General features: G+C 74.3%; 19 protein-coding genes. 7 read left to right on the forward strand and 12 right to left on the reverse strand.

Features of this window, described 5'->3' with window-relative positions; genetic code table 11:
- Positions 1-17 precede the first annotated feature (17 nt).
- The 4 genes from smpB to ACL03H_RS03780 all read left to right on the forward strand — a co-directional run bounded on the left by smpB (position 18) and on the right by ACL03H_RS03780 (position 4,030).
- Positions 18-548: an SsrA-binding protein SmpB gene (gene smpB, locus ACL03H_RS03765; protein ID WP_412809643.1), complete on the forward strand. Its 531-nt coding sequence runs from the start codon at positions 18-20 to the stop codon at positions 546-548.
- 148 nt (positions 549-696) lie between these two features.
- On the forward strand, positions 697-1,134 hold the full coding sequence (locus tag ACL03H_RS03770) for a MarR family winged helix-turn-helix transcriptional regulator (RefSeq protein ID WP_412809644.1): 438 nt from the start codon (positions 697-699) through the stop codon (positions 1,132-1,134).
- A gap of 223 nt (positions 1,135-1,357) precedes the next feature.
- Entirely contained in the window at positions 1,358-2,962 is a 1,605-nt protein-coding gene (locus ACL03H_RS03775) for an MDR family MFS transporter (protein WP_459561766.1), read from the forward strand.
- A 231-nt stretch (positions 2,963-3,193) separates the two neighbouring features.
- Positions 3,194-4,030 (forward strand): SAM-dependent methyltransferase, encoded by an 837-nt coding sequence (locus ACL03H_RS03780; protein WP_412809645.1) that lies wholly within the window; start codon positions 3,194-3,196, stop codon positions 4,028-4,030.
- A 46-nt stretch (positions 4,031-4,076) separates the two neighbouring features.
- Here ACL03H_RS03780 and ACL03H_RS03785 read toward each other — a convergent pair whose 3' ends face one another.
- The 6 genes from ACL03H_RS03785 to ACL03H_RS03810 all read right to left on the reverse strand — a co-directional run bounded on the left by ACL03H_RS03785 (position 4,077) and on the right by ACL03H_RS03810 (position 14,247).
- Positions 4,077-4,466, reverse strand: a complete 390-nt coding sequence (locus ACL03H_RS03785) for a hypothetical protein (RefSeq protein WP_412809646.1) — start codon at positions 4,464-4,466, stop codon at positions 4,077-4,079.
- A 175-nt stretch (positions 4,467-4,641) separates the two neighbouring features.
- Positions 4,642-6,060 carry a sensor histidine kinase gene (locus ACL03H_RS03790; protein WP_412809647.1) on the reverse strand — a complete coding sequence of 473 codons (1,419 nt, stop codon included), beginning with the start codon at positions 6,058-6,060 and terminating at the stop codon, positions 4,642-4,644.
- Entirely contained in the window at positions 6,060-6,746 is a 687-nt protein-coding gene (locus ACL03H_RS03795; RefSeq protein ID WP_412809648.1) for a response regulator transcription factor, read from the reverse strand. The genes ACL03H_RS03790 and ACL03H_RS03795 overlap by 1 nt, the downstream gene beginning before the upstream one ends.
- A 40-nt stretch (positions 6,747-6,786) precedes the next feature.
- Positions 6,787-8,892 carry an nSTAND1 domain-containing NTPase gene (locus ACL03H_RS03800; RefSeq protein ID WP_412809649.1) on the reverse strand — a complete coding sequence of 702 codons (2,106 nt, stop codon included), beginning with the start codon at positions 8,890-8,892 and terminating at the stop codon, positions 6,787-6,789.
- A gap of 274 nt (positions 8,893-9,166) precedes the next feature.
- Positions 9,167-10,966 carry a sialidase gene (locus ACL03H_RS03805; protein ID WP_412809650.1) on the reverse strand — a complete coding sequence of 600 codons (1,800 nt, stop codon included), beginning with the start codon at positions 10,964-10,966 and terminating at the stop codon, positions 9,167-9,169.
- A 674-nt stretch (positions 10,967-11,640) separates the two neighbouring features.
- Positions 11,641-14,247 carry a bifunctional FO biosynthesis protein CofGH gene (locus ACL03H_RS03810; RefSeq protein ID WP_412809651.1) on the reverse strand — a complete coding sequence of 869 codons (2,607 nt, stop codon included), beginning with the start codon at positions 14,245-14,247 and terminating at the stop codon, positions 11,641-11,643.
- Positions 14,248-14,391: 144 nt separating this feature from the next.
- Here ACL03H_RS03810 and ACL03H_RS03815 point away from each other — a divergent pair, with 144 nt between their 5' ends.
- Complete coding sequence (locus ACL03H_RS03815; RefSeq protein WP_412809652.1) at positions 14,392-15,990, forward strand: IS1634 family transposase; 1,599 nt, start codon at positions 14,392-14,394, stop codon at positions 15,988-15,990.
- 196 nt (positions 15,991-16,186) lie between these two features.
- The gene (locus ACL03H_RS03820) at positions 16,187-17,497 is read left to right on the forward strand and encodes an enolase C-terminal domain-like protein (protein WP_412809653.1); all 1,311 of its coding nucleotides are present in this window, start codon (positions 16,187-16,189) and stop codon (positions 17,495-17,497) included.
- Positions 17,498-17,519: 22 nt separating this feature from the next.
- On the opposite strand, the gene ACL03H_RS03825 is transcribed toward ACL03H_RS03820, so the two are convergent.
- Both ACL03H_RS03825 and ACL03H_RS03830 read right to left on the reverse strand, forming a co-directional pair.
- The gene (locus ACL03H_RS03825) at positions 17,520-17,765 is read right to left on the reverse strand and encodes a hypothetical protein (protein WP_412809654.1); all 246 of its coding nucleotides are present in this window, start codon (positions 17,763-17,765) and stop codon (positions 17,520-17,522) included.
- Positions 17,766-17,800: 35 nt separating this feature from the next.
- On the reverse strand, positions 17,801-17,944 hold the full coding sequence (locus ACL03H_RS03830) for a GPGG-motif small membrane protein (RefSeq protein ID WP_412809655.1): 144 nt from the start codon (positions 17,942-17,944) through the stop codon (positions 17,801-17,803).
- 256 nt (positions 17,945-18,200) lie between these two features.
- Here ACL03H_RS03830 and ACL03H_RS03835 point away from each other — a divergent pair, with 256 nt between their 5' ends.
- Positions 18,201-19,379 (forward strand): sialidase family protein, encoded by a 1,179-nt coding sequence (locus ACL03H_RS03835; RefSeq protein WP_412809656.1) that lies wholly within the window; start codon positions 18,201-18,203, stop codon positions 19,377-19,379.
- Positions 19,380-19,539: 160 nt separating this feature from the next.
- On the opposite strand, the gene ACL03H_RS03840 is transcribed toward ACL03H_RS03835, so the two are convergent.
- The 4 genes from ACL03H_RS03840 to ACL03H_RS03855 form a co-directional block, all read right to left on the reverse strand.
- Positions 19,540-19,986 (reverse strand): MarR family winged helix-turn-helix transcriptional regulator, encoded by a 447-nt coding sequence (locus ACL03H_RS03840; RefSeq protein WP_412809657.1) that lies wholly within the window; start codon positions 19,984-19,986, stop codon positions 19,540-19,542.
- Positions 19,987-20,114: 128 nt separating this feature from the next.
- Complete coding sequence (locus ACL03H_RS03845) at positions 20,115-20,528, reverse strand: STAS domain-containing protein (RefSeq protein ID WP_412809658.1); 414 nt, start codon at positions 20,526-20,528, stop codon at positions 20,115-20,117.
- Positions 20,525-20,695 carry a hypothetical protein gene (locus ACL03H_RS03850; RefSeq protein WP_412809659.1) on the reverse strand — a complete coding sequence of 57 codons (171 nt, stop codon included), beginning with the start codon at positions 20,693-20,695 and terminating at the stop codon, positions 20,525-20,527. Before ACL03H_RS03850 ends, ACL03H_RS03845 begins: the two co-directional genes overlap by 4 nt.
- Before the next feature lie 59 nt (positions 20,696-20,754).
- Positions 20,755-21,159 (reverse strand): STAS domain-containing protein, encoded by a 405-nt coding sequence (locus ACL03H_RS03855; protein ID WP_412809660.1) that lies wholly within the window; start codon positions 21,157-21,159, stop codon positions 20,755-20,757.
- Positions 21,160-21,244: the final 85 nt, after the last annotated feature.

The following is a 21,244-nucleotide window of genomic DNA, read 5'->3' on the forward strand; positions in this document are numbered from 1 at the left end:
GTCGTAGAGTCGGGGGCATGGTCCAGCACGGCGACCGCTCGGTGATCGCGACGAATCGCCGGGCCCGGCACCACTACACGATCGTCGACACCTACGAGGCGGGCCTGGTCCTGGTCGGCACCGAGGTCAAGAGCCTGCGCCTGGGCCGCGCCTCGCTGGCGGAGGCGTTCGCCACCGTCGACGCGGGCGAGGTGTGGCTGCGCAACCTGCACGTCGCCGAGTACTGGCACGGCAGCTGGACCAACCACACCCCGCGCCGCTCCCGCAAGATGTTGTTGCACGCCAAGGAGATCCGCACGCTCACCGGCAAGTCCCGGGAGACCGGGTTCGCGCTGGTGCCGCTGTCGATGTACTTCAAGGACGGCTGGGTGAAGGTGGAGCTGGCGCTGGCGCGGGGCAAGAAGAACTGGGACAAGCGGCGCGACATCGCCGCCCGGGACGCGGAGCGGGAGATGGCCCGCGGCATCGGCTGGCGGCTCAAGGGCCACCCCGGCCGGGGGCGGCGCGGCGGCCGCCCGGAGGACCCGGTGTTGCCCTACACGCCGTGACGCGCGGCCGGGGGAGCCGAACGGCGTGGTCGCGGCGTGCGCCGTCCGGTGCACCGGGCCAGGATGCCGGGCGCTGGGCTGTGCGGGAGCGGCGGTGCCGCACCGGCGCCGCATAAGATCAAGTCGTCGGATCGTCGCGGGAGGACGCGTGTCGCCGGAAGAGCTCCTGCCCGCGCTGCAGGCGGAGATGCGCGCGCTGACGCACCGCACGCGGTTGCGCACCCGCGAGCTCGCGCGCGCCGTGCACCCGAAGCTCGACCCCACCACCTACCCGCTGGTCGTGCTGCTGGCCCAGGACGGGGCGCTGCGGATCTCCTCGATCGCGGCGGCCCTCTCGCTGGACAAGTCGACGGTGAGCAGGCAGGTCGACGCCGTGGTGCGGATCGGTCTCGCCGAGCGCGTCCCCGACCCCAGCGATGCCCGCGCCCGGCTGGTCGTGCTCACCGAGGAGGGCGGCGGGAAGGTCAGCGACCAGCTCGCCGAGCAGCGCAGGCGGTGGACCGAGGTCTTCGCGGCCTGGCCGCCGCAGGACGTCGCCGAGCTCACCCGCCTCCTGCACCGCCTGGGCGAGACGGACCCGCTCTGATCGGTCGCCCGGGTCGCTCGCCGCTGAGCGGTTCCGCTGACGGGAGTGGTGCGCGGGGTTTCGCCGGGTCCGGTGCGGCGGTGCGGGAACCTGGTTGCAGCGCGCAACCGCACGTCCGTATGGTTGAAGGTATCAACCATTCCTTCCCGGTGGTCGGCGCGCGGTGGCGGGGGCATTCCGCGCGGCCCCGGAGGATCCACCCGTTCCCGGCAGGAGAGCCTTCGTGCCCACCAGCAACGCGGACGCGCCCGGCAGCGCGCCCGGCCCGGAGTCGACGGCCGAGGAGAGCGGCCGCATGACGCACTCCCAGATCCTCAAGGCGCTCACCGGCATGTTGCTGGCGATGATGACGGCCTTCCTGTCCTCGACCATCGTCTCCACCGCGCTGCCGACGATCATCACCGAGCTGCACGGCAGCCAGGACCAGTACACCTGGGTGGTCACCGCGACGCTGCTGGCCTCGACCGCGAGCACCCCGATCTGGGGCAAGCTCGCCGACCTGTTCAGCAAGAAGCTGCTGGTGCAGCTGTCCATCGCCGTGTTCACCCTCGGTTCGATCGGTGCCGGGTTCGCCGGTTCGGTGAGCCTGCTGATCGCCTGGCGAGCGGTGCAGGGCCTCGGGCTCGGCGGTGTGCAGGCGCTGATCGTGATCGTGATCGCCGCGATGATCAGCCCTCGGGAGCGCGGGAAGTACACCGGTCCGATCGCGGCCGTGATGTCGGTGGCCACCGTGGCCGGACCGCTGCTGGGCGGGTTCATCGTGGACACCAGCTGGCTCGGCTGGCGCTGGTGCTTCTTCGCCGGGGTCCCGCTGGCCGTGGTCGCGCTGGTCGTGGTGCAGCGGACGCTGAACATCCCGGTGGTCACGCGGAAGGTGCGGGTGGACTACCTCGGCGCCGCGCTCATCGCCGGCGGCGTGTGCGCGATGCTGATCTGGGTGACGCTGGCGGGCAAGCAGTTCGCCTGGGGCTCCGCGGAGTCCTGGTCGCTGGCCGGGTTCGGCGTGGTGCTGCTGGCGCTGGCGATCGTGGTCGAGGCGCGGGTCCCGGAGCCCATCATCCCGCTGCGGCTGTTCCGCGACCGCACCACCGCGCTGGCCACGCTGGCCAGCATCGCGGTCGGCACCGCCATGTTCGGCGGCGCGGTCTTCCTGGGCCAGTACTTCCAGGTGGCGCGCGGTTACTCGCCCACGGCGGCCGGACTGCTCACGCTGCCGATGGTGGCCGGTTCGATGATCGCTTCCACGGGATCCGGGGTGCTGATCACCCGCTACGGCCGCTGGAAGGGCTACCTGGTGGCGGGCAGCGCGTTCATGGTCGCCGGGTTCGGTCTGCTGGGGACCGTCGACCACACCACGAACCTGGTGCTGATGGGCGGCTACCTGTTCCTGCTCGGCTGCGGGACGGGCATGACGATGCAGAACCTGGTGCTGGCGGTGCAGAACACCGTCGCCCCCTCCGACCTGGGCGCGGCGAGCTCCGCGGTGTCGTTCTTCCGCTCGCTGGGCGGCACGGTCGGGGTGTCGGTGCTCGGCGCCGTGCTGGCCACCGAGGTCACCGACCTGATCGCGAAGGGGCTGGCCGCGCTCGGCGTCCAGGTCCCCCCGGGCGCCACCGGTGACGTCGGGCTGGGCAGCCTCAACGAACTCCCGCCGCAACTGGGCGAGGTGGTGCGCGGCGCCTACGGCGACGGCACCGCGAGCATCTTCGTGATCGCGGCAGCGCTGTCGGTGATCTCGCTGCTCGCCGTGCTCGGCATCCGGGAGATCCCGCTGAGCACCCGCAGCGGTCTGGAACGCCAAGCCGAGAGCTCGGCCGCCGGTTCCTGACGGTGAGTGGCCCGGCGGGGCGGGACCGCGCGGGCCGGTCGGGTGCGGGCGGCCGGGGCGCGACCCGCTCCGGTGGTCCCGGGAGCGGGAACCGGTGGGTGAGCTTGATTACGCGGACCCCGAGCGAGATCGGGATTGGCCAGGTCACCGCGGTGGACCGGTCGCTCCCGGCGCCCCGGGTCACGCGATCGGAAGGTTGTCGCCACTCCCGGTGATCACTACTTTGGGTGAATGGCTGGTGATCAAGACAGGTGGCGGGAGCTCGGCGTGGACGTGGAGCTGCCCAGCGCGGCCCGCGTCTACGACGCTTACCTGGGTGGAGCGCACAACTTCGCCGCGGACCGGGCCTTCGTCGCGCGCGCCAAGAGAACGCTGCCGCACATCGCGGACGTGGCGCGCTGGAACCGCACCTTCCTGCGGCGCGCGGTGCAGACGATGGCAGCGGACGGCATCGACCAGTTCCTCGACATCGGAGCGGGACTGCCCACTGCGGGCAACACCCACGAGATCGCGCACCAGGTGAACCCGGACGCCCGCGTGGTCTACGCGGACAACGAGCCGGTCGCCTACGTGCAGACCAGGGAGCTGCTGGCCGGCGTTCCCGGAACCGGCGCGGTGCAAGGGGATTTCCTGTGTCCCGAGTCCGTGCTGGACGCCCCGGTGACCCGCGAGCTGCTGGACCTCTCCCGGCCCGTCGGGCTGCTCGCGGTGGCGCTGCTGCACTTCATCCCCGGTGATCAGCACCCCGAGGCCGCGCTGGAGCAGTACAAGGACGCGCTGCCCTCGGGCAGCCGCCTGGCCCTCAGCCACGCCACCGTGGACGGGGTCGCCGAACCGGTGCGCACGCAGACGCTGGAGTTCATCGACTCCTACAAGGACACCCAGAACCCCGGGTTCACCGCCCGCGACGAGCTGGAGTTCCGCCGGTTCTTCACCGGCTGGGAGCTGATCGACCCGGGCGTGGCGTTCACCTCGGAGTGGCGCTCCGACCTGACCGACGTGGACGAGTTCGCCGCGGAGAACCCGCAGCACGCGGTGTGCTTCGCCGGCGTCGCACGCAAGCCCTAGCCGGAGGCCGCGGAGGGACCCGGCGTCCCTCCGCGGCCCGGCCCGGTCAGCCGATCTCGACGCTGGCCGCGTCGACGAACTCGCCGTCCAGCTCGCCCTCGGCGGTGACCTGGTCACCCTCCCGCAGCTCCTGCGGCGACACGACCTCGCCGTCCTTGAGCACCTCGGTGTCCGCGCCGATGACCCACCAGGGGCCCTCGGGCGCGAACTTGAAGGTGACGATCGGGCCGTCCGGCGTCTCGACGTTGCCGATCTGGGAGACCGTGCCGATCTCGGCGATCGGCTCGCGCACGGTCGGCGCCTGCTCGGCGGCGGCGGCGGTGGTCGGCTGCGGGGCGGCAGCGGGGGAGGCCTGCGCGGCGGCGCCGAAGGCCAGCGCCGGAACCAGGGCCAGCCCCGCGATCGCCGTGGCGCGCCGGATGGTGTTGAGCCGCATGGGATTTCCTTTCCTCGTGGAAGCGAACACGTTCAGGTTGACCGGTCGATCTCGGTGAATTCGGGGAGGATCTGGGAGATTCCTGGGAGCCGCACCGGGTTCGTCCAGATCGGACCGGCGGGCGACGCCGAAGGCGAGGAGATCTCCCGGGGAACTCCCAGGAACTCCTGCGGGATCACTCCGCCGGGGCGGGCAGCAGCACCCGGAACCGCGCGCCGGCACCGGGGCGGGTGTCCAGCTCGATCCGCCCGCCGTGCGCCTCGACCAGCGACCGCACGATCGCCAGGCCCAGGCCGGAACCGCCGCTGGAACGGCTGCGCGAGTCGTCGGCGCGGTAGAACCGCTGGAACACCCGCTCCGCCTGCGCGGCGTCGAGCCCGGGGCCCTCGTCGGCGACCTCCAGCACCGCGAACCCGCCTGCCGAGCCGACGCCGATCCGCACCGGGGTGCCCGGCGGGGTGTGCCGGACGGCGTTGCCCACGAGGTTGGTCACGACCTGCCGCAACCGCTCCTCGTCGGCCAGCGCGGGCGCGGCCGCGGGCGGGCCGCCGCCGGGGCCGGTGAGCTCGGCGGGCCGGGAGGGGTCGAGCGCGTGCACGTCGTGCAGGGCGTCGGCGGCCAGCGTCCGCAGGTCCATCGGGGCCAGTTGCAGCGTGAGCCGCTCGTCGAGCCGCGCCAGCAGCAGCAGGTCCTCCACGAGTCGTTCCAGCCGGTCGGACTCCTGCTCGATCCGGGACATCGCGTCCACGCCCGGGGGCAGCGCGCCCATCCGGTGCAGCTTGCTGAATCCCTTGATCCCGGCCAGCGGGGTGCGCAGCTCGTGGCTGGCGTCCGCCACGAAGCGGCGCATCCGCGCCTCCGACTCGGCGCGGGCGTTGAACGCGGCCTCGTTGCGGCCGAGCATCGCGTTGAGCGCGCGCGAGACCCGTCCGATCTCGGTGCGCGGTCCGCCCGAATCCGGGACCCGGCTGCCGAGATCGCCCGCGGCGATCGCGGCCGAGGTCTCCTCGATCCGGCGCAGCGGCCGCAGTCCGGCGCGCACCGCGAACCACCCGACCGCGGTGAGCGCGGCCAGCAGCGCGGCGCCGGTGCCCGCGGCCACGGCGCGCAGCCGGCCGACGGTGTCGTCCACCTCCGCCCGCGAGATCGCGGTGATCGTCAGCCCGTCCGAGGAGGGCAGCGCGAGCAGCCGCCAGCGCTGCGGCCCCGACCGGCTCGGCACGTCCACCGGTCGCTCGGTGGCGGTGGCCCCGGCGAGCCGCGGGCGCGGCGGCGCCCCACCGGTCCGCCGCTCCCCGGTGATCGCGCCGTCCCGCCCGAGGTGCGCGGAATAGGTGGTGGATCCGGGCAGCGCGAAGTTGTCCCGCACCGCCACCACTCCCATCCCGGCGAGCGGCTCACCGGGGCGCTCCGGATCGGGCATCCGGTAGACCTCCATGCCAGCGCGCGAGGTCGCCACCAGCTGCGCGTCGAGCCTGCCGACGAGATCGCGCTCCAGCGCCCCGATCATCACGGCGCTCCCGGCGGCCAGCCCGGTCGTCAGCAACCCGATCGCGATCAGCAGCACCCGGGTGCGCAGCGAGAGCCGGGCCATCACGAGCGCGGCCCGCGCAGCACGTAACCCACGCCGTGCACGGTGTGGATCAGCTTCGGCTCGACCCGGTCCACCTTGCGTCGCAGGTAGCTGATGTAGGTGTCCACGATGCTCGGATCACCGCCGAAGTCGTACTGCCACACCTCGTCGAGGATCTGCCGCTTGGAGACCACCTGCCCGGAGTTGCGCACCAGGTAGGTCAGCAGCCGGAACTCCGTGGGGGACAAGCGGATCTGCTCCTCCCCGCGCAGCACCTGGTGGCTGTCCGGATCGATCTCCAGATCCGCCACGGTCATCGTCCGGGAGGCCGCCGCGTGTCCCGAGCGGCGCAGCACCGCGTGGATGCGGGCGATCAGCTCCTCGGGGTCGAAGGGCTTGGTCACGTAGTCGTCCCCGCCCAGCGTCAGGCCCCGCACCTTGTCCCTGGGCGCGTCCCGGGCGGTGAGGAACAGGACCGGGACCTGCCCGCCCCGCTCCTGCAACCGGCGCAGCACCTCGAACCCGTCCAGGTCGGGCAGCATCACGTCCAGCAGCACCAGGTCCGGCCGCTCGTGCACCGCCGCGCGCAGCGCCTCCTCGCCGGTCGCGGCGGCCGTCACCCGGAACCCGGCGAAGCGCAGCGTCGCCGCCAGCAGCTCCCGCACGGTGGGTTCGTCGTCGACCACCAGCAGGCTCCTCGATCCCATCCCGCTCCTCGCCCCTCGATCCGATCTTCCGCGGCCCAGGTTAGGCGCGGCGCGGGTCCGGAGGCCGGGCCGAGGGGGCGCCGCCCGGCGCGGTCGCCACCGGCGGCGCCGGGGCGGCGGCCGCACCGCCCCGGTCGTCTCCGGCGCGCACGAGGCTCGCCGCCGCCAGCAGGAGCGCGAGCACCAGCACCAGCAGCAGCGCGGACACCAGGATCCGTCGCCGCCGGGTCAGGGCGCTCCGGTGCGCGCGGGCCCGCCGCAGGAATTCCCGCTCGGCGTCGCCGAGCTCCCGCTCCCGCGCCGGGAGCCAGCACCGCGCGGCGGCCAGCGCGCCGCCGGTCGGCAGCAGGTCCGGAGGGCGCCCCGCCCGCTCCCAGCGATCGAGAGCGCGGCGGAGGGAATCCCGCCAGTCCCGGAAGGACCGGTCCTGGTGGATCCGGTCGGCCAGCCGGCCCCACCCGCTGATCAGCACCTCGTGCGCGAGCTCCACGCCGTCCGGGGGTTCGCCGCCGCGCAGCACCAGCAGCCGCGTCGCGGCGAGCCGCCGCGCGATCGCCCACTCCCGCTCGCCGAGCTCCTCGCGGCGGGCGATCCGCCGGGTCGCGGCCGCACCGCGAGGAGCCCGCACCAGGCGCGCCAGCAGCCGCTCCGCCGCGGCCTCGTCCGCCTCGGGGACGTGGTCGTGCCAGGCGCTGCCCGCGTAGCGGCCCAGCGCGCCCGCCACCCCGCCCAGCTCCTCGTACCGGCGGTGGGTGAGCACCCCGCGTTCCTGGTGCTCCCACAGCAGGTCGAGGGCGACGCCGAGCAGGGGGAGCGCGCCGGGATCGGCCCCGGCGTCGGTGCGGATGCGCTCGGCCAGGTCCGGCTCGTAGTCCACGCCGGGGCTGTCGGCGACCGGTCTGCTGATGACTTCCCGGAGCCGTTCGGGGCGCACCGGTTCGAGCTCCCGGACCCGGGCGCTCGCGACCGGCCGGAGCCGGGGATGCGCCAGCACCAGCGTCACGAGGTCGGACCGCAGCGTGCACAGCACCCGCACCTCGTCCGGAGCGCGCGCGTCGAACAGCACCCGCACCAGCTCGTCGATCTCGTCGGGCGAGCGGGTCAGCAGTTCCTCGAACTGGTCCACCACGATCAGCAACCGCTCGCGGCGCTGGACCTCCAGGACCCGCGCGGCGACGCCGCTCAGGCCCTGCCCGGCCAGCACTCCGGCCAGCGCGGTGGTCTCGGCCGGGCGCCCGGTCTCGCCGAGCCCGGGTTCCAGCACCGGGAGCAGCGCCGAGGCCAGCGCGCGCAGCGGAGTCGCGGCTCCCCCCGGCCGCATCGCCACCGGGCAGCCGCCGTCCTCCCGGACCAGCGGCGCCACCCCGGCCAGCGCCAGCGAGGACTTCCCGCAACCCGGCGGTCCGACCAGGGCCGTCCAGCGGTGCGCGGCGACGGCCCGCGCCACCTCGGCGCTCTCGTCCCGCCTGCCGTGGAACAGCGCCGCGTCCGACTCGCGGAACGGCCGCAGGCCCCGGAACGGCGAGGGCGGCAGCGCGAACTCCGCCAGCTCCGGCCACACCGCCAGCAGCCCGGAGGTGGGGAGCAGGTAGCTGACCGGGGAGTCGCCCGCCTCCGCCATCGCCATCATCCCGACGACCCCGGAGAGCTCGTCGTCCCACACCGGCCCGCCGCTGAACCCCGGCGCGACCGCGAAGCTCCGGCCGGTCAGGTCCGCCCGCACCCAGCCGTCGCCCCGCCGGTGCCGCAGCACCACGTGGTGCCAGGCCCCGCCGGGACTCCGCTCCGGCAGCCCGAAGATCCGCGCGGGGTGCTCCCGCAGCTCGTCGGCGTCGATCAGCCGCACCGGCCGGGCACCCGGCAGCTCGCCCTCGATCCGCAGCACCGCGACGTCCCCAGCGGCGACCTGCGCCGGGACCCACAGCTCGACCCGGGCCGCGACCCGCGCGTCCGGCCGCAGCAGCGGCAGATCGACCTCCACGGCGCGGCCGAGCGGCACGACCCCGCCGCCGGGCACGACGTGCGCGCAGGTCAGCGCCAGCCCGTCGGCCACCAGGAACCCCAGCCCCACCGCCCTGCCCGCCGCGTCGAACACCCGCAGCACCGCCGCGTCCAGCACTCCCGTCCCACGACCAGAACCCGTCACGTCCGACTCCCGCGTCGAGCGATCACGCATCCGGTGACCGGCGGACGTCCCGCCGGCACCGATCACCGTCCCACGGGCGCGGCGGGGAATTCGCCCCCGTCGCCCGAACGCAGCAGCCCGGCGCCTGGCACTTCCCGCCCGGCCGAGGAGCCGCGGCACCACGCCGGAGTTTGCGCCTCCTGCCGCCCGGCGTCCGGGAATCCGGCCGCTGCCAGAGACAACGGTGCCCCGGGCGCGGAGCGCACCCGGGGCACCGGTGACGGAGGCCGGCGGATCAGCCGCCGTACTCGGGAACGTAGCTGATCTGGTTGTCGGCGTTCGCCGTGTCGCCCTGATCGTTGATGACCTTGTCGATGGTGCCCGTGCCACCCAGCGAGACGGACACGAGGTCGTGCATCTTGACGCCCGGGTTCACCGGCACCTCGAACGAACGCGGTGCGGTCACCGCGGGGTTCGTGTCGAAGAAGCAGTAGCTGCCCAGGCCCCACGCCTCGTGGTCGGTGACGTCGTCGGCGACCTTGTAGGCCGCCCAGCCGCCGTCGCCGCCCCACGCCGCCTGGTCCGGCGGGTCGTAGGGGAACTCGTTCTGGAAGAAGTAGGTGCGGCCGCCGTTGCCGTTCCACACCACGTTGTGCTGCTGGTAGTGCTCGACGAACAGGCCGTGCGCGGTGACGTCGTCGCCGTCCACGACGAGCCCGGTCTCGGCGGTGTTGACGTCCCAGCCGACGCCGTCGCCGTGGTCGGCGCGCCAGAGCCAGGAGTGGTCCAGCAGGACGTCGTCGCTGTTGACGTCCAGGGTCGTCGTCGCCTTGCCCGCGCCGGGGCCGCCGATGCGGAAGAAGACGTCCGAGAGCTGCGTCGGGTTCTCGGCGTGGCTCGCGTCCGCGTCCTCGTCGCCGAGGGTCATGAGCGCGGGCGAGTTCTGCTCACCGGCGTCGATGAACAGACCGGCCACCTTCACGCCGTCCACGTCGGCCACCGACACGGCGGGCTTGCCGGTGTCGGGGACCAGGGAGGCCATGCCGATGCCGAGCACCACGGTGTTCGGGTCGTCCACCCGGATCGTGTCGTCCAGGTGGTAGACGCCGGGGGTGAACAGCAGGTGCTTGCCCTCGGCCAGCGCCGCGTTGATCGTCGCCGCGTCGTCGCCCTCCTTGGCGACGTAGAAGTCGGCCAGGGAGATCTGCTCGCCCTCGGGGGTGCCGTCCGCCCAGCTCACCCCTCGGGTGTTCTCCCGCAGCGCGGGGACGAACACGTTGTAGGCGCCGTCCTCGCCGATGTTCAGGAACGGCTTCTCGCGCAGCTTCGGGGTCTCCGGGACGTTGGTGTGCGAGGGGTCCGGGAAGTGCTGCTCGGGAGCGCCGACCGTGCCGGTGAACATCATGTTCCACACCGAACCCGACCAGCCGCCGCCCAGTTCGCTGTTGCGGGTGAGGAACTGCTGCTGCGAACCGGACTCGACCAGACCGTCGATCTTGGAGTCCGCGATGTAACCGCCGCTGGCCCAACCGTCGGCGCCGTTCCACAGCTGCATCTGCCCGCGCATGTGCATCCGGCGGTACGGAGCGGCCTGGGCGACCGCCCACCGCTCGATCTCGCCCGAAGGGGGCGTGACCGCGAGGTTCTCGGCGGAGCGCCAGAAGTTCTGCGTCGCGTTGCCCTCGCCCAGCCAGTCCGCCTCGACCCGCACGTGGCCGTTGATGTTCACGTCGTCGGGCGACATGCCCAGACCGGCGACCTGCGTGTTGAAGCCGAGGTTGACGTCCGCGGAGTACTCGCCGGGCTGGAACAGCACGGCGTCGCGCTCCGGTCCGAACTGGTTGGTGTGCTGGCGTTCGGCGATCTCGTCGAGCTTACCCTGCAACTCGTCCGCGGGAGTGGACGGGGTGGCGATGTAGGTGTTGGGGCCGAAGTCCGGGTTCTTCGGGTCGGTGTCGCGCACCGCCTGCGCGGGAGCCTGCGGCTCCGCCCCCGCGGCGGTGACGGTGACGAGCCCTGCGGCCACGGCCGACGCCGTCGCCAGCGCCATCACCGCCTGCCGGGTGCGGGCCTCGGTGCTGCCGAAGATGTTCATGCTGCTGCCTGTCTGACGGGGCGGGGGCGGTGGGGCCCCTCGCCGGTGGATCCTGGGACCGGGGGAGAGATCGGGCGCGCTGGTTCCTCTCGACGTGGTGGGCGCGGGTCCGCGCGGCGGCTGGCCCGGGACGCGCGGAGGCGCGCCGGGAACGCCGTTCGGCGTCGCGGGAGGGGATGCGGCACGGCGGGCCCTTCCGACGGGGTTCGGCGGTCGTCGCCGCTGCGACGATCCGCGCGGGGACCTGTCCGGCTCGCCGTTGCTCGCGGAGGCCGGGGAGTCGTGGGGCCCGGCTGCTTCGTGAGAACGCTCCCATGATTCGAGGGCCCGAGCCGGGAAGTCAAGACCGCCACGACGGCGGGGAATTCCCGGACGGTGAATGGGAACGGAGCTTCGCGCCGAGCGCCGCGTGCGATCTTGACCCGTTCGGCGTCGGTGTTGTTCACTCGGCGGAGCTCGTCGTCGGAATCGGTTCCGAAGCGGTTCTCCCGGTCGGGAGCGGTGCCGGCGAGGAGCCGCGATGCGCTCGGTCGCGACCCGCCCACCGGCTCGGGCGGACCGCGACCGGATCGCTCGCGGTGGGAGGTCCCGAACGGCCGGGGCGCGCGTGGGGCGCGCCGCGACCGGATCGGGGCGAGAACTCGCCACGCGGAATCCCGCGCGGCGAAGCGGGATCAGCTCACCACGGGCAGCGCTCGGCGCACGGCCGGCGTGACGCCGTCGCTGGCGTGCGCGGCCGCGATCCGCTCCGCGTCCGGCGTGCCGTAGAGGCTGGTGCGCTGGCGCAGCGGGCGGCCGGTCGGGTCCACCAGCTCCCGCAGCTCGCTGATCGTCTTGAACGAACCGTTGTCGGCCCCCGCCATCCGGCTGATCGTCTCCTCCATCAGCGTGCCGCCGAGGTCGTTGACCCCGCCGGCCAGCACTTCGCGGCAGCCCTCGACGCCGAGCTTCACCCAGGAGCACTGGATGTTGTCGATCAGCCCGTGCAGCAGGATCCGCGCGACCGCGTGCACCGCCCGGTTCTCCCGGGGCGTCGTTCCCGCGCGGGCGAGGCCCGCCAGGTAGATCGGCGAGTTCTGGTGGATGAACGGCAGCAGCACGAACTCGGTGAACCCGCGCCGCCCGGTCCGCTCCAGGGCCCGCCGCTGCAGGTCGGCGATGAGCTTGATGTGCCCGACCCAGTGCGCCGGGGTGTCCACGTGCCCGTACATCATCGTGGAGGTGGTCGGGATTCCCAGCTCGTGCGCGGTGCCGATCACCTCGGTCCAGGACGAGGTCGGCAGCTTCCCCTTGGTGAGCACCCAGCGCACGTCGTCGTCGAGGATCTCCGCGGCGGTGCCGGGCAACGAGTCCACACCGGACTCGCGCGCGCGGGTCAACCAGTCCCGGATGGACAGATCGGTCCGCGAGGCGCCGTTGACGACCTCCATCGGGCTGTAGGAGTGCAGGTGGATGTCCGGGCGCCGGCGCTTGACCTCGGCGGCGAGGTCGAAGTAGGCGGTGCCCGGCATGTCCGGGTGGATGCCGCCCTGCATGCAGATCTCGGTGGCCCCCGCCTCCCACGCCTGGTCCACCCGGTCGCCGACCTGCTCCAGCGACAGCGTGTAGGCGTCGGCATCGGTCCGGCGCTGCGCGAACGCGCAGAACCGGCAGCCGGTGTAGCAGACGTTGGTGAAGTTGATGTTCCGCGTGACGATGAAGGTGACCTCGTCGCCGACCGCGTCCCGGCGCAGCCCGTCGGCCAGCTCGGTGACCGCGTCCAGGTCGGCGCCCTCGGCGTGCAGCAGCGCGAGCGCGTCCTCGTCGGACAACCCCGCCGGGTCCCGCTCGGCGCGGCGCAGCGCCGCCCGCACGTCGGCGTCGGCGCGCTCGGGGGCGGTCGGCACCCGCTCGGCCAGCTCGTCCCAGTCGCCGTAGACCGAGTCGAAGTCGCCGCGCCGGTCCCCGGTGCGGCCGGTGGTGTCCACCTCCACGTGCAGGTCGGTGCGCCCGCCCGCGGCCTGCTGCCAGCCGCCGTCGGGCTCCTGCCAGCCGATGCCGCTCGGCGTCACGCCCTCGCGCGCCAGGCCGGTCTCGGGCTCGGCGAGCGCCGCGACGTGCGCGTGCAGCCTCGGATCGAGCCACGGCTCCCCGGCCCGCACGTACTCCGGGTAGATCGTGAGCCGCTCGCGCAGCCGGAACCCGGCGTCGGCGGTGAGCCGCTCCAGCTCCTCGATCTGCGGCCAGGCCCGCTCCGGGTTCACGTGATCCGGGGTCAGCGGCGACACCCCGCCCCAGTCGTCGATGCCTGCGCGGATCATCAGGGCGTACTCGTCACCGATGAGGTTCGGCGGCGCCTGCACCCGCATCTTCGGCCCCAGCACCAGCCGGGTGACCGCGATGGTGGCGGCGAGCTCCTGCAGGTCCGCGTCCGGGGTGGCGCGCATCTTGGTGTCCGGTTTGGCGCGGAAGTTCTGCACGATCACCTCCTGGATCCCGCCGTAGGCGCGGGCCGCCCGGCGGATCGCGAAGATCGCGTCGGCGCGCTCGCCGTGGTCCTCGCCGATGCCGATGAGGATGCCGGTGGTGAACGGGACCGCGCTGCGGCCCGCGTCGTCGAGCACCCGGAGCCGCACCTGCGGGTCCTTGTCGGGGGAGCCGTAGTGCGGGCCGCCCTTCTCGGTGAACAGCCTGCTCGCCGTGGTCTCCAGCATCATGCCCATCGAGGGCGCCACCGGCTTCAGCCGCTGCAGCTCCTGCCAGCTCATCACCCCGGGGTTCAGGTGCGGCAGCAGCCCGGTCTCCTCCAGCACCCGGATCGCCATCGCCCGGACGTAGGACAGGGTGTCGTCGTAGCCGTGCGCGTCGAGCCACTCGCGGGCCGCCGTCCAGCGGTCTTCCGGGCGGTCCCCGAGGGTGAACAGCGCCTCCTTGCACCCCATCGCGGCACCTTCGCGGGCGATGTCGAGCACTTCGTCCGGGGAGAGGTAGGGCGAGTCGACGCGACCGGGCACGGTCACGAAGGTGCAGTAACCGCAGCGGTCCCGGCAGAGCCTGGTCAGCGGGATGAACACCTTGCGGCTGTAGGTGATGACCCCGTCCCGGCCCACCCCGCTCAGGCCCGCGTCGCGGGTGCGGGCCGCGTACCCGGCGAGCCGCTCCAGGTCGGCGTCCCTGGCCTGCAGCAGCACGGTGACCTCGTCGCGGTCCAGCGCCTTGCCGTCGCGCGCGCGGGCGAGGGCGCGGCGCATCGCGGAGGCCGTCGGAGCGGTCGCGGTGGTGGGAACCTCATCGGAAGCCATGCCGGAACGCTAAGCGGACGGCGCCACGAGTCGCCACCGCGCGAACGCTGCGGCCCCGCCGCGCGCATTCGGTGGTCGGGTTCGCGCTGATCAGAGCGTCACATCCGGTTGCCGGGCCGGCCAGCGGGGTGTAGTACCCAAAGCATGGCCTCGATCATCGGCAAGCGGGTGAACGGGCGGACCTACTACTACGCGGCGGAGTCCCGCCGGGTGCGGGGCGAGCCGCGCATCGTCGCGCAGCGCTACCTCGGCACCGCCGAGGACCTCGTGGCCGCCGCCGACGGGCTGGCCGCCGAACCCGAGCGCACCCGGCACCTGCCCTTCGGCGAGGTCGCCGCGGTGTGGGCCACGATCCGGCGGCTCGACCTGGCGGGCGTGGTGGACGCGGCGGTGGGCAGGCAGCGGGCCGCGGTCTCCGCCGGCACCTGCGTGGCGCTGGCCGTGCTGCACCGCGCCACCTCGGGAGGGGCGCCGGGCCGGGGCGAGCCCGCCGAGTGGTGGCCGGACGTCGCCCGCCTGATCTCGCCCCGGCCCGACGCGCGGGTGTGGGAGCGGGGCCGGTTCCGGCGCGCGCTGCGCCGCCTCGGTCCGGGGCAGCGCGCGGCGGTGGAGCGCGGGGTCGCGGCGGCGGTGCGGTCCGAGCTGAGCTCCGGGGGAGAGCTGCCCGCCCTGGTCGTGGACCTGCCCGGCACCGCGCTCCCGGCGGCCGGGGAGCCGTCCGGGCTCGGCGCCCTGGTGAGCCGGGACGGCGCGATCCCGCTGCTGACCCGGGCCCAGCTGGGCGCGGAGGAGGGGAGCGCGCCCCGCGGGGTGCTGGCGGAGCGCTTGACCGGGCAGCACCGGGCTCCCGGGAGGACCGACGAGGTCACCGTCGTGCACGACGCGGGGACCCACGCGCGGCCGCGCCCCGGCTCCGGGCTCGGCTTCGTCGGCGGCCTGCTGCCCGGCGACCACCCGGAGCTGCTGGCGCAGCCGGCGACCGCGCGGCGCCCCGTGGATCCGACGCGGCTGCCGGGGCTGACGGCGCTGGACACCCGCGCGCTGGTGGACGGGGTGCGGCGGCGGGTGATCCTCACCCACTCCGAGACGCTGCGCGCTGCGCAAGCGCGCGCGTTCGCCGAGGCGCTGGGACAGGCGGCGCGGCGGCTAGACGGGCTGGCCGAGGTGCTGGCGGCGGGCGGCAACCGGCGTTCCCGCGACCACGTGCTCGCCGAGATCTCCGGGATCACCCGGGTGCGCTGGCTGGAGCGGGTGCTGGTGACCTCGCTGCACGGCTCGACGCCCGGTGAGCTGCGGCTGCGCTGGCACCTCGACGAGACCGCCCGAGCCCGGGTGGCGGAGGAGTTCTTCGGCAAGCAGCTGCTGGTCACCGACCGGGACTCCTGGCCGGCCGCCGACGTGATCACCGCGTACCGCGCCCGCTACCACCTGGACTCCACCTTCGCCAGGCTCGGCGCCCCACCTCCGGTCGACGATCCGGAGCGCGCGGCGGTGCAGCGGACGATCTCGGTGCTGGCGGTGGTGGTGCTGCACCTGATGCGGCACGAGGCCAACCGGGCCGGACTGGACCTGTCGGTGCGCGAGCTGTTCGAGCAGCTCGGCGGCATCCAGGAGACCGAGCTGCGCTACCCCTCCACCGGCGGTCGTCCGCGCACCCGCCGCGTGATCACCGAGCGCGGCGCGGTGCAGCAGCGGTTGTACGACCTGTTCGGCCTGGCGGAGTTCGCTCCCGGCAGGCGCTGACCGCTCGGCGGGGAGCTGTCCCGCCGCGGGGGCGCCGCCGACGCCGCTCCGGGACCGCGTGCCGGCGGCGAGGAGGCCGGTTCCCGCTCTCGGGCTCGCGTCCACACGGGCGAATCTTGAGCGAGGGCCTCTTGCGGCGGGCCTCGCTCTCTGGTGGGTTCGGGATCGGATCGCCGCCGAGCCGGGGGAGCCGCCGATGAGCCGCATCGTGGACGTCGAGACCGTCGATCTTCGCTTCCCCACCTCGCGGGAGCTCGACGGGTCCGACGCGATGAACCCCGCCCCGGACTACTCGGCCGCCTACGTGGTGCTGCGCACCGATCACCCGCGCGTCGACGAGGGGCACGGGTTCACCTTCACCATCGGCCGGGGCAACGAGCTCGTGGTCGCCGCGATCGAGGTGCTGGCCCGGCGGGCGCTGACCTGGTCGGTCGAGGAACTCGCCGAGGACCTCGGCGGTTTCGCCCGCCACCTCGCCGCCGACAGCCAGCTGCGCTGGCTCGGCCCGGACAAGGGCGTGCTGCACCTGGCGACGGCGGCCGTGCTCAACGCGGCCTGGGACCTCGCGGCGAAGATCGCCGGCAAACCGGTGTGGAAGCTGCTCGCCGACATGCCCCCGGAACGGCTGGTGGACCTGGTGGACTGGCGCTACCTGCGCGACGAGCTGACCCCGCAGGCGGCGCTGGAGCTGCTCCGCCGCGCCGAACCCGGCCGGGCGGACCGGGAGCGGCACGTGCGCGCGGCCGGTTACCCGGCCTACACCACGAGCGCGGGCTGGCTCGGCTACGACGACGACAAGCTGCGGCGGCTGTGCCGGGAGGCGGTCGCGGCCGGGTGGGACGCGGTGAAGGTGAAGGTCGGCGCCGACCTGCACGAGGACCAGCGGCGCTGCCGCATCGTGCGCGAGGAGCTGGGCCCGCACCGGCGGCTGATGATCGACGCGAACCAGGCGCTCGGGGTGTCCGAGGCGATCCGCTGGCACCGCGCGCTCGCCGGGCTCGACGTGCACTGGTTCGAGGAGCCCACCAGCCCCGACGACGTGCTGGGCCACGCCGCGATCCAGCGCGCGATCGCCCCCACCCTGGTCGCCACCGGGGAGCACGCGCACAACGCGGTGATGTTCAAGCAGTTCCTGCAGGCCGGGGCGCTCGGCGTCTGCCAGCTCGACGCCTGCCGCCTCGCCGGGGTGAACGAGGCGGTGGCGGTGCTGCTGCTGGCGGCCGCGCGCGGGGTGCCGGTCTGCCCGCACGCCGGGGGAGTGGGGCTGTGCGAGCTCGTGCAACACCTGTCGATCTTCGACTACGTCGCGGTGAGCGGTGCGCTGGACGGGCGGGTCGTGGAGTACGTGGACCACCTGCACGAGCACTTCGCCGATCCCGTCCGGCTCCGCGACGGCCGCTACCTGCCGCCGGAGAGCCCGGGGTACAGCGCCCGCGTTCACCCGGAATCGCTGGCCCGCTACCGCTTCCCCGACGGGGCCGGGTGGGCCGGATCCGCGTCGTCCTGATGGCGCGTCCCCGGCCCAGCCGTCAGGAGTCCTTCCGCCGGAGGAACCTCCGACGCCCGCGCGCCCGCGGCTGCTCCCCGGCCAGGGCGTCCCGCAGCTCCAGGATCGCGCCGGTCTGCGCGCGCAGCGCCCAGTACACCGCCGCGTCCTTCGGTTTGAGGTCGGCGGCCGCGATCCGGGCCCGCTCCAGGGCTCCGGTCACGTCGCGCACGTCGAGGTCGGGCTCGCTCTCGCGGGACGCGCGACCCTCATCGCCGTTCTTCGCCATGCCGGTCTCCTCTCCTCGCCGGTTCCGGACGTCGGTCAGGCGAACAGGCTGACGCCGCCGGGGCCGACGAGGCAGCCGACGACGATCAGCACCGCGCCCCACACGAACTGGCCTCGCACCAGCGACAGGACGCCGCCGATCACCAGCAGCGCCGCGATGATCCACAGGATCGTGCCCATGCTCGTCCTCCTTCGGTAATGCCTCCCGGATCCCGGCGGTGCGCCCGCTCGATCACCGGCTCTCGTACTCTCCGCTACCCCGGTACCGGGGAAACAAACCACGATCGTGGGTGAACTCTCGCGAGTCCGGCGGGACGGTCACGTTCGGTTCAACGGTTGCCACTCCGGCGGCGGTTACCGGGAGGCGCCGCCACCGGGCAGACTTCCCCCGATCACCCAGCGGCGGGCGGCCCGCGCCCGTGCGGAAGGGAAACCGATGCGGCGAGCGAAGCCGGGAGCGCTCGTGCTGTGCGGTGCGCTGGTGGCCTTGGCGCTGCCCGGCTCAGCGGCGGGGACCGGATCAGCTACCGGTGCGGGAGCGGAACGGGACGCGGGGCTCGCCGCGACCGGCACGCCGCTGTCCGAGGACGTCGGGTACTACCCGACCGCGCTGCGGCTGCGGCACCAGGGCGCGGCGAACGGCGCGGTGCTGGCGGCGACCGTGAGCTTCGGCCCCGACGGCGGTTCCGCACCCGTCTACGAGAGCACCGACGAGGGCGCCACCTTCACCGAGGTGGGCCGCGTCACCGACCCCGGCTTCGCGGGCGGGCTCTGCTGCGGCAGCCTGCTGGAGCTGCCGAGCCGGGTCGGGGACCTGCCCGCCGGCACGCTGCTGTGGTCGGCGAGCGTCGGAGCCGAGGAGGCCGACCGGCGGATGCGGCTACCCGTCTTCCAGAGCCAGGACCGCGGCCGCACCTGGTCCTCCCAGTCGACCTGCGCGACCGGGGCGGGGACCGGCGGAATGTGGGAACCCGAGCTCGCCGTCGACGCCACCGGCACGCTGAGCTGCTACTACGCCGACGAGAACGAGCCCGGCCACAGCCAGGCGCTGCACCGCACCACCTCCCGCGACGGCGTGAACTGGAGCGAGCCGGAACCCGTGGTCCAGGTGCCGGAGGCGGGTCGGCGGCCGGGGATGGCCGTGGTGCGCCCGCTGCCGGACGGGCGCTACTACCTGTCCTACGAGATCTGCGGCACCGGGGACGCGCACGACTGCGCGGCGCACTTCCGGATCTCCGCCGACGGCGCGGACTGGGGCGACCCGGCCGCGGACGGCGCGCTGCTGGAGCTCGGGGACGGGCGGTTCTTCGCGCACGCACCGAAGATCACCGTCCTGCCGGGCGGCGAGGTCGTCACCGTCGGCCAGGAGCTCAAGCACCCGGACGGCGTCGTGGCGGACGGCAACGGCGCCACCCTGTTCGTGACCGCGGAGCCGGGTTCGGGTACACCGGTCGCGGTCCCCGCGCCCGTCGAGGTGCCGGGCGCGCGCGACGAGCCCTGCCCGAACTACAGCTCCGCGCTGCTGCCGGTGGGGGAGTCGGAACTGCTGGAGATCGCCACCGACTACGACGAGGACGGTTCCTGTCGCGCGCACTACGCCACCGGCGGGCTCTGATCGCCCGCCCGCGAACCGGCCGCGCGGCGAGCCGGGCAGCGGGCGCTCGGCAGCGCCCGGGGAATGGAGCGCCCGCGCCCGTCGGGCGGTGCGGCCGGGAGCGCCGGGCGCCGGGCGCACCGCCGTCGCACGTCCCGCCGCGATCAGCGCGGCGGGCCGTTCACGCGGTCTCGAACCGCTGCACCGGGTGTTCGGCGGCCGCGCGGAACGCGCTGAGCCCGGAGAGCAGCTGGGCGCGGTGCCGGGCGCTCATGCCGGTCAGCACCGCGTTCAGGTCGGTGCGCCGCTCCTGCCGGAGCCCGTCCAGCAACCGCGCGCCGTCCGGCGTCAACCGCAGCGAGATCGCGCGGCGGTCGGACTCCCCGGTGCCGCGCACCAACCACCCAGCGGCTTGCAGCCGGTCGCAGAGCCTGCTGGCCGCGGAGGGAATGGCGCCGATCTCGTCGGCCAGCTCCGTGAGGCTGACGGTGCCGCGCTGCTCGACGACGAGCAGCGCGCGCAGCTGGGACGCCGAGACCTTCGGCCGCGCGCGCTCCGCGCTGAGCCCCCAGACGACGAACAGCGCCTGGGCCGCCGCGTCGAGCTCGGTGATCATCTCTGCGGGCACTGGTTCACGGTGGGCCACGTTCCTCGGACTCCTCGCATCGGGGACATGGGTCGAGTGTGCCTGGTCCGCTCCCGCGCCGGGTGGTGTTCCCCGCCGACCGGGCTCCGGCGGTCGACGAGATCGGGTGATCAGGCTTCCCGCCCTCCGGCGGCGGCGGCGCGGTCGAACGCGGCGAGCGCGTCCTCGACCGAGCGGTGCACCGGCATCCGCCGGTCGAGCGCGGTGATCCGCAGCGGCTGCGCGGTCGACTCCGAGGCGACCACCCGAAGCACGACCCCGGCGCCCCGGCCCGCCCGCTCGTGCGCGGCGACCAGCGCGGACAACCCGGCCGAGGCGAAGAACCGCACCCGCGTCAGGTCCACGACCAGCCCGGCGGGGTGGTCGTCGACCAGTCCGGTCAGGGTCTCCTGGAAGCCCGGCGCGGTGATCATGTCGATCTCCCCGGCGACGGACAGCACGGCCGCCGCGCCCGCCTGCTCGACCCGCATCGACAGCTCCGGCAGCGCGTCGAGCTCGTCCGGACCGGCTCCCGGCGCGCTCATGCCGCCGCCTCGCCCACCGCGGGGGTGCGGGGCTCCGGCTGCTCGGGAGGCGGCGGGCGCCGCTCCACGGGCGAGCGGGTCGGTCGCAGGCGCGCGCGCAGCACGAACGCCGCGCAGGCGAGCCCGGCGAGCAGCGCCGCCGCGATTTCCCAAGGGGTCGAGATCATGGCTGGCTCCGGGGTTCGCGGGCGGTCCCGGCAGTTGCGGGGACCGTGGTGGGGGTGGCTCAGGCGGGGGCGGGGACGCCGGCGCCGGTGTTCAGCGCGTCGCGCACGGTCGGCCGGATGTCCAGCAGCACCTCCAGGCCCGCTGCCCGGAGGCCGTCGCGGACCTCGGGGGTCGCCACGACCACGCGCAGCCCGACCCCGCGGGCCTGGGTTCGCATGTACGCCTGGGTCAGCAGCTGCAAGCCGGGCACCTCGAGCGGCTCCGACTCGGTGAGGTCGACCACCGTCGTGCCGTCGAAGGCCGCCAACCGGGGCCACAGCACGTCCTCCAGCGAGCCGACCGTGCTGGAGTCCACCAGACCGCGTACGGTGACCACGATCACGTCGGGTGCCGGCTGATCGACGTCGAGCAGCAGCGGGGTGGCCTGCCCGGTTCGGTGACCGAGCGCTTGCTCAGCGATCATGACTGCGCCTCTCGTGCCTGCTCGCCGCGCCTGGGGTCGCGCGAGCGCCGCCGGACGTTCCGGGCGGGGCGAGCCGGCCGCGTTC

Source organism: Saccharopolyspora antibiotica, from assembly GCF_047200635.1.
Taxonomy (GTDB): Bacteria; Actinomycetota; Actinomycetes; order Mycobacteriales; family Pseudonocardiaceae; genus Saccharopolyspora_C.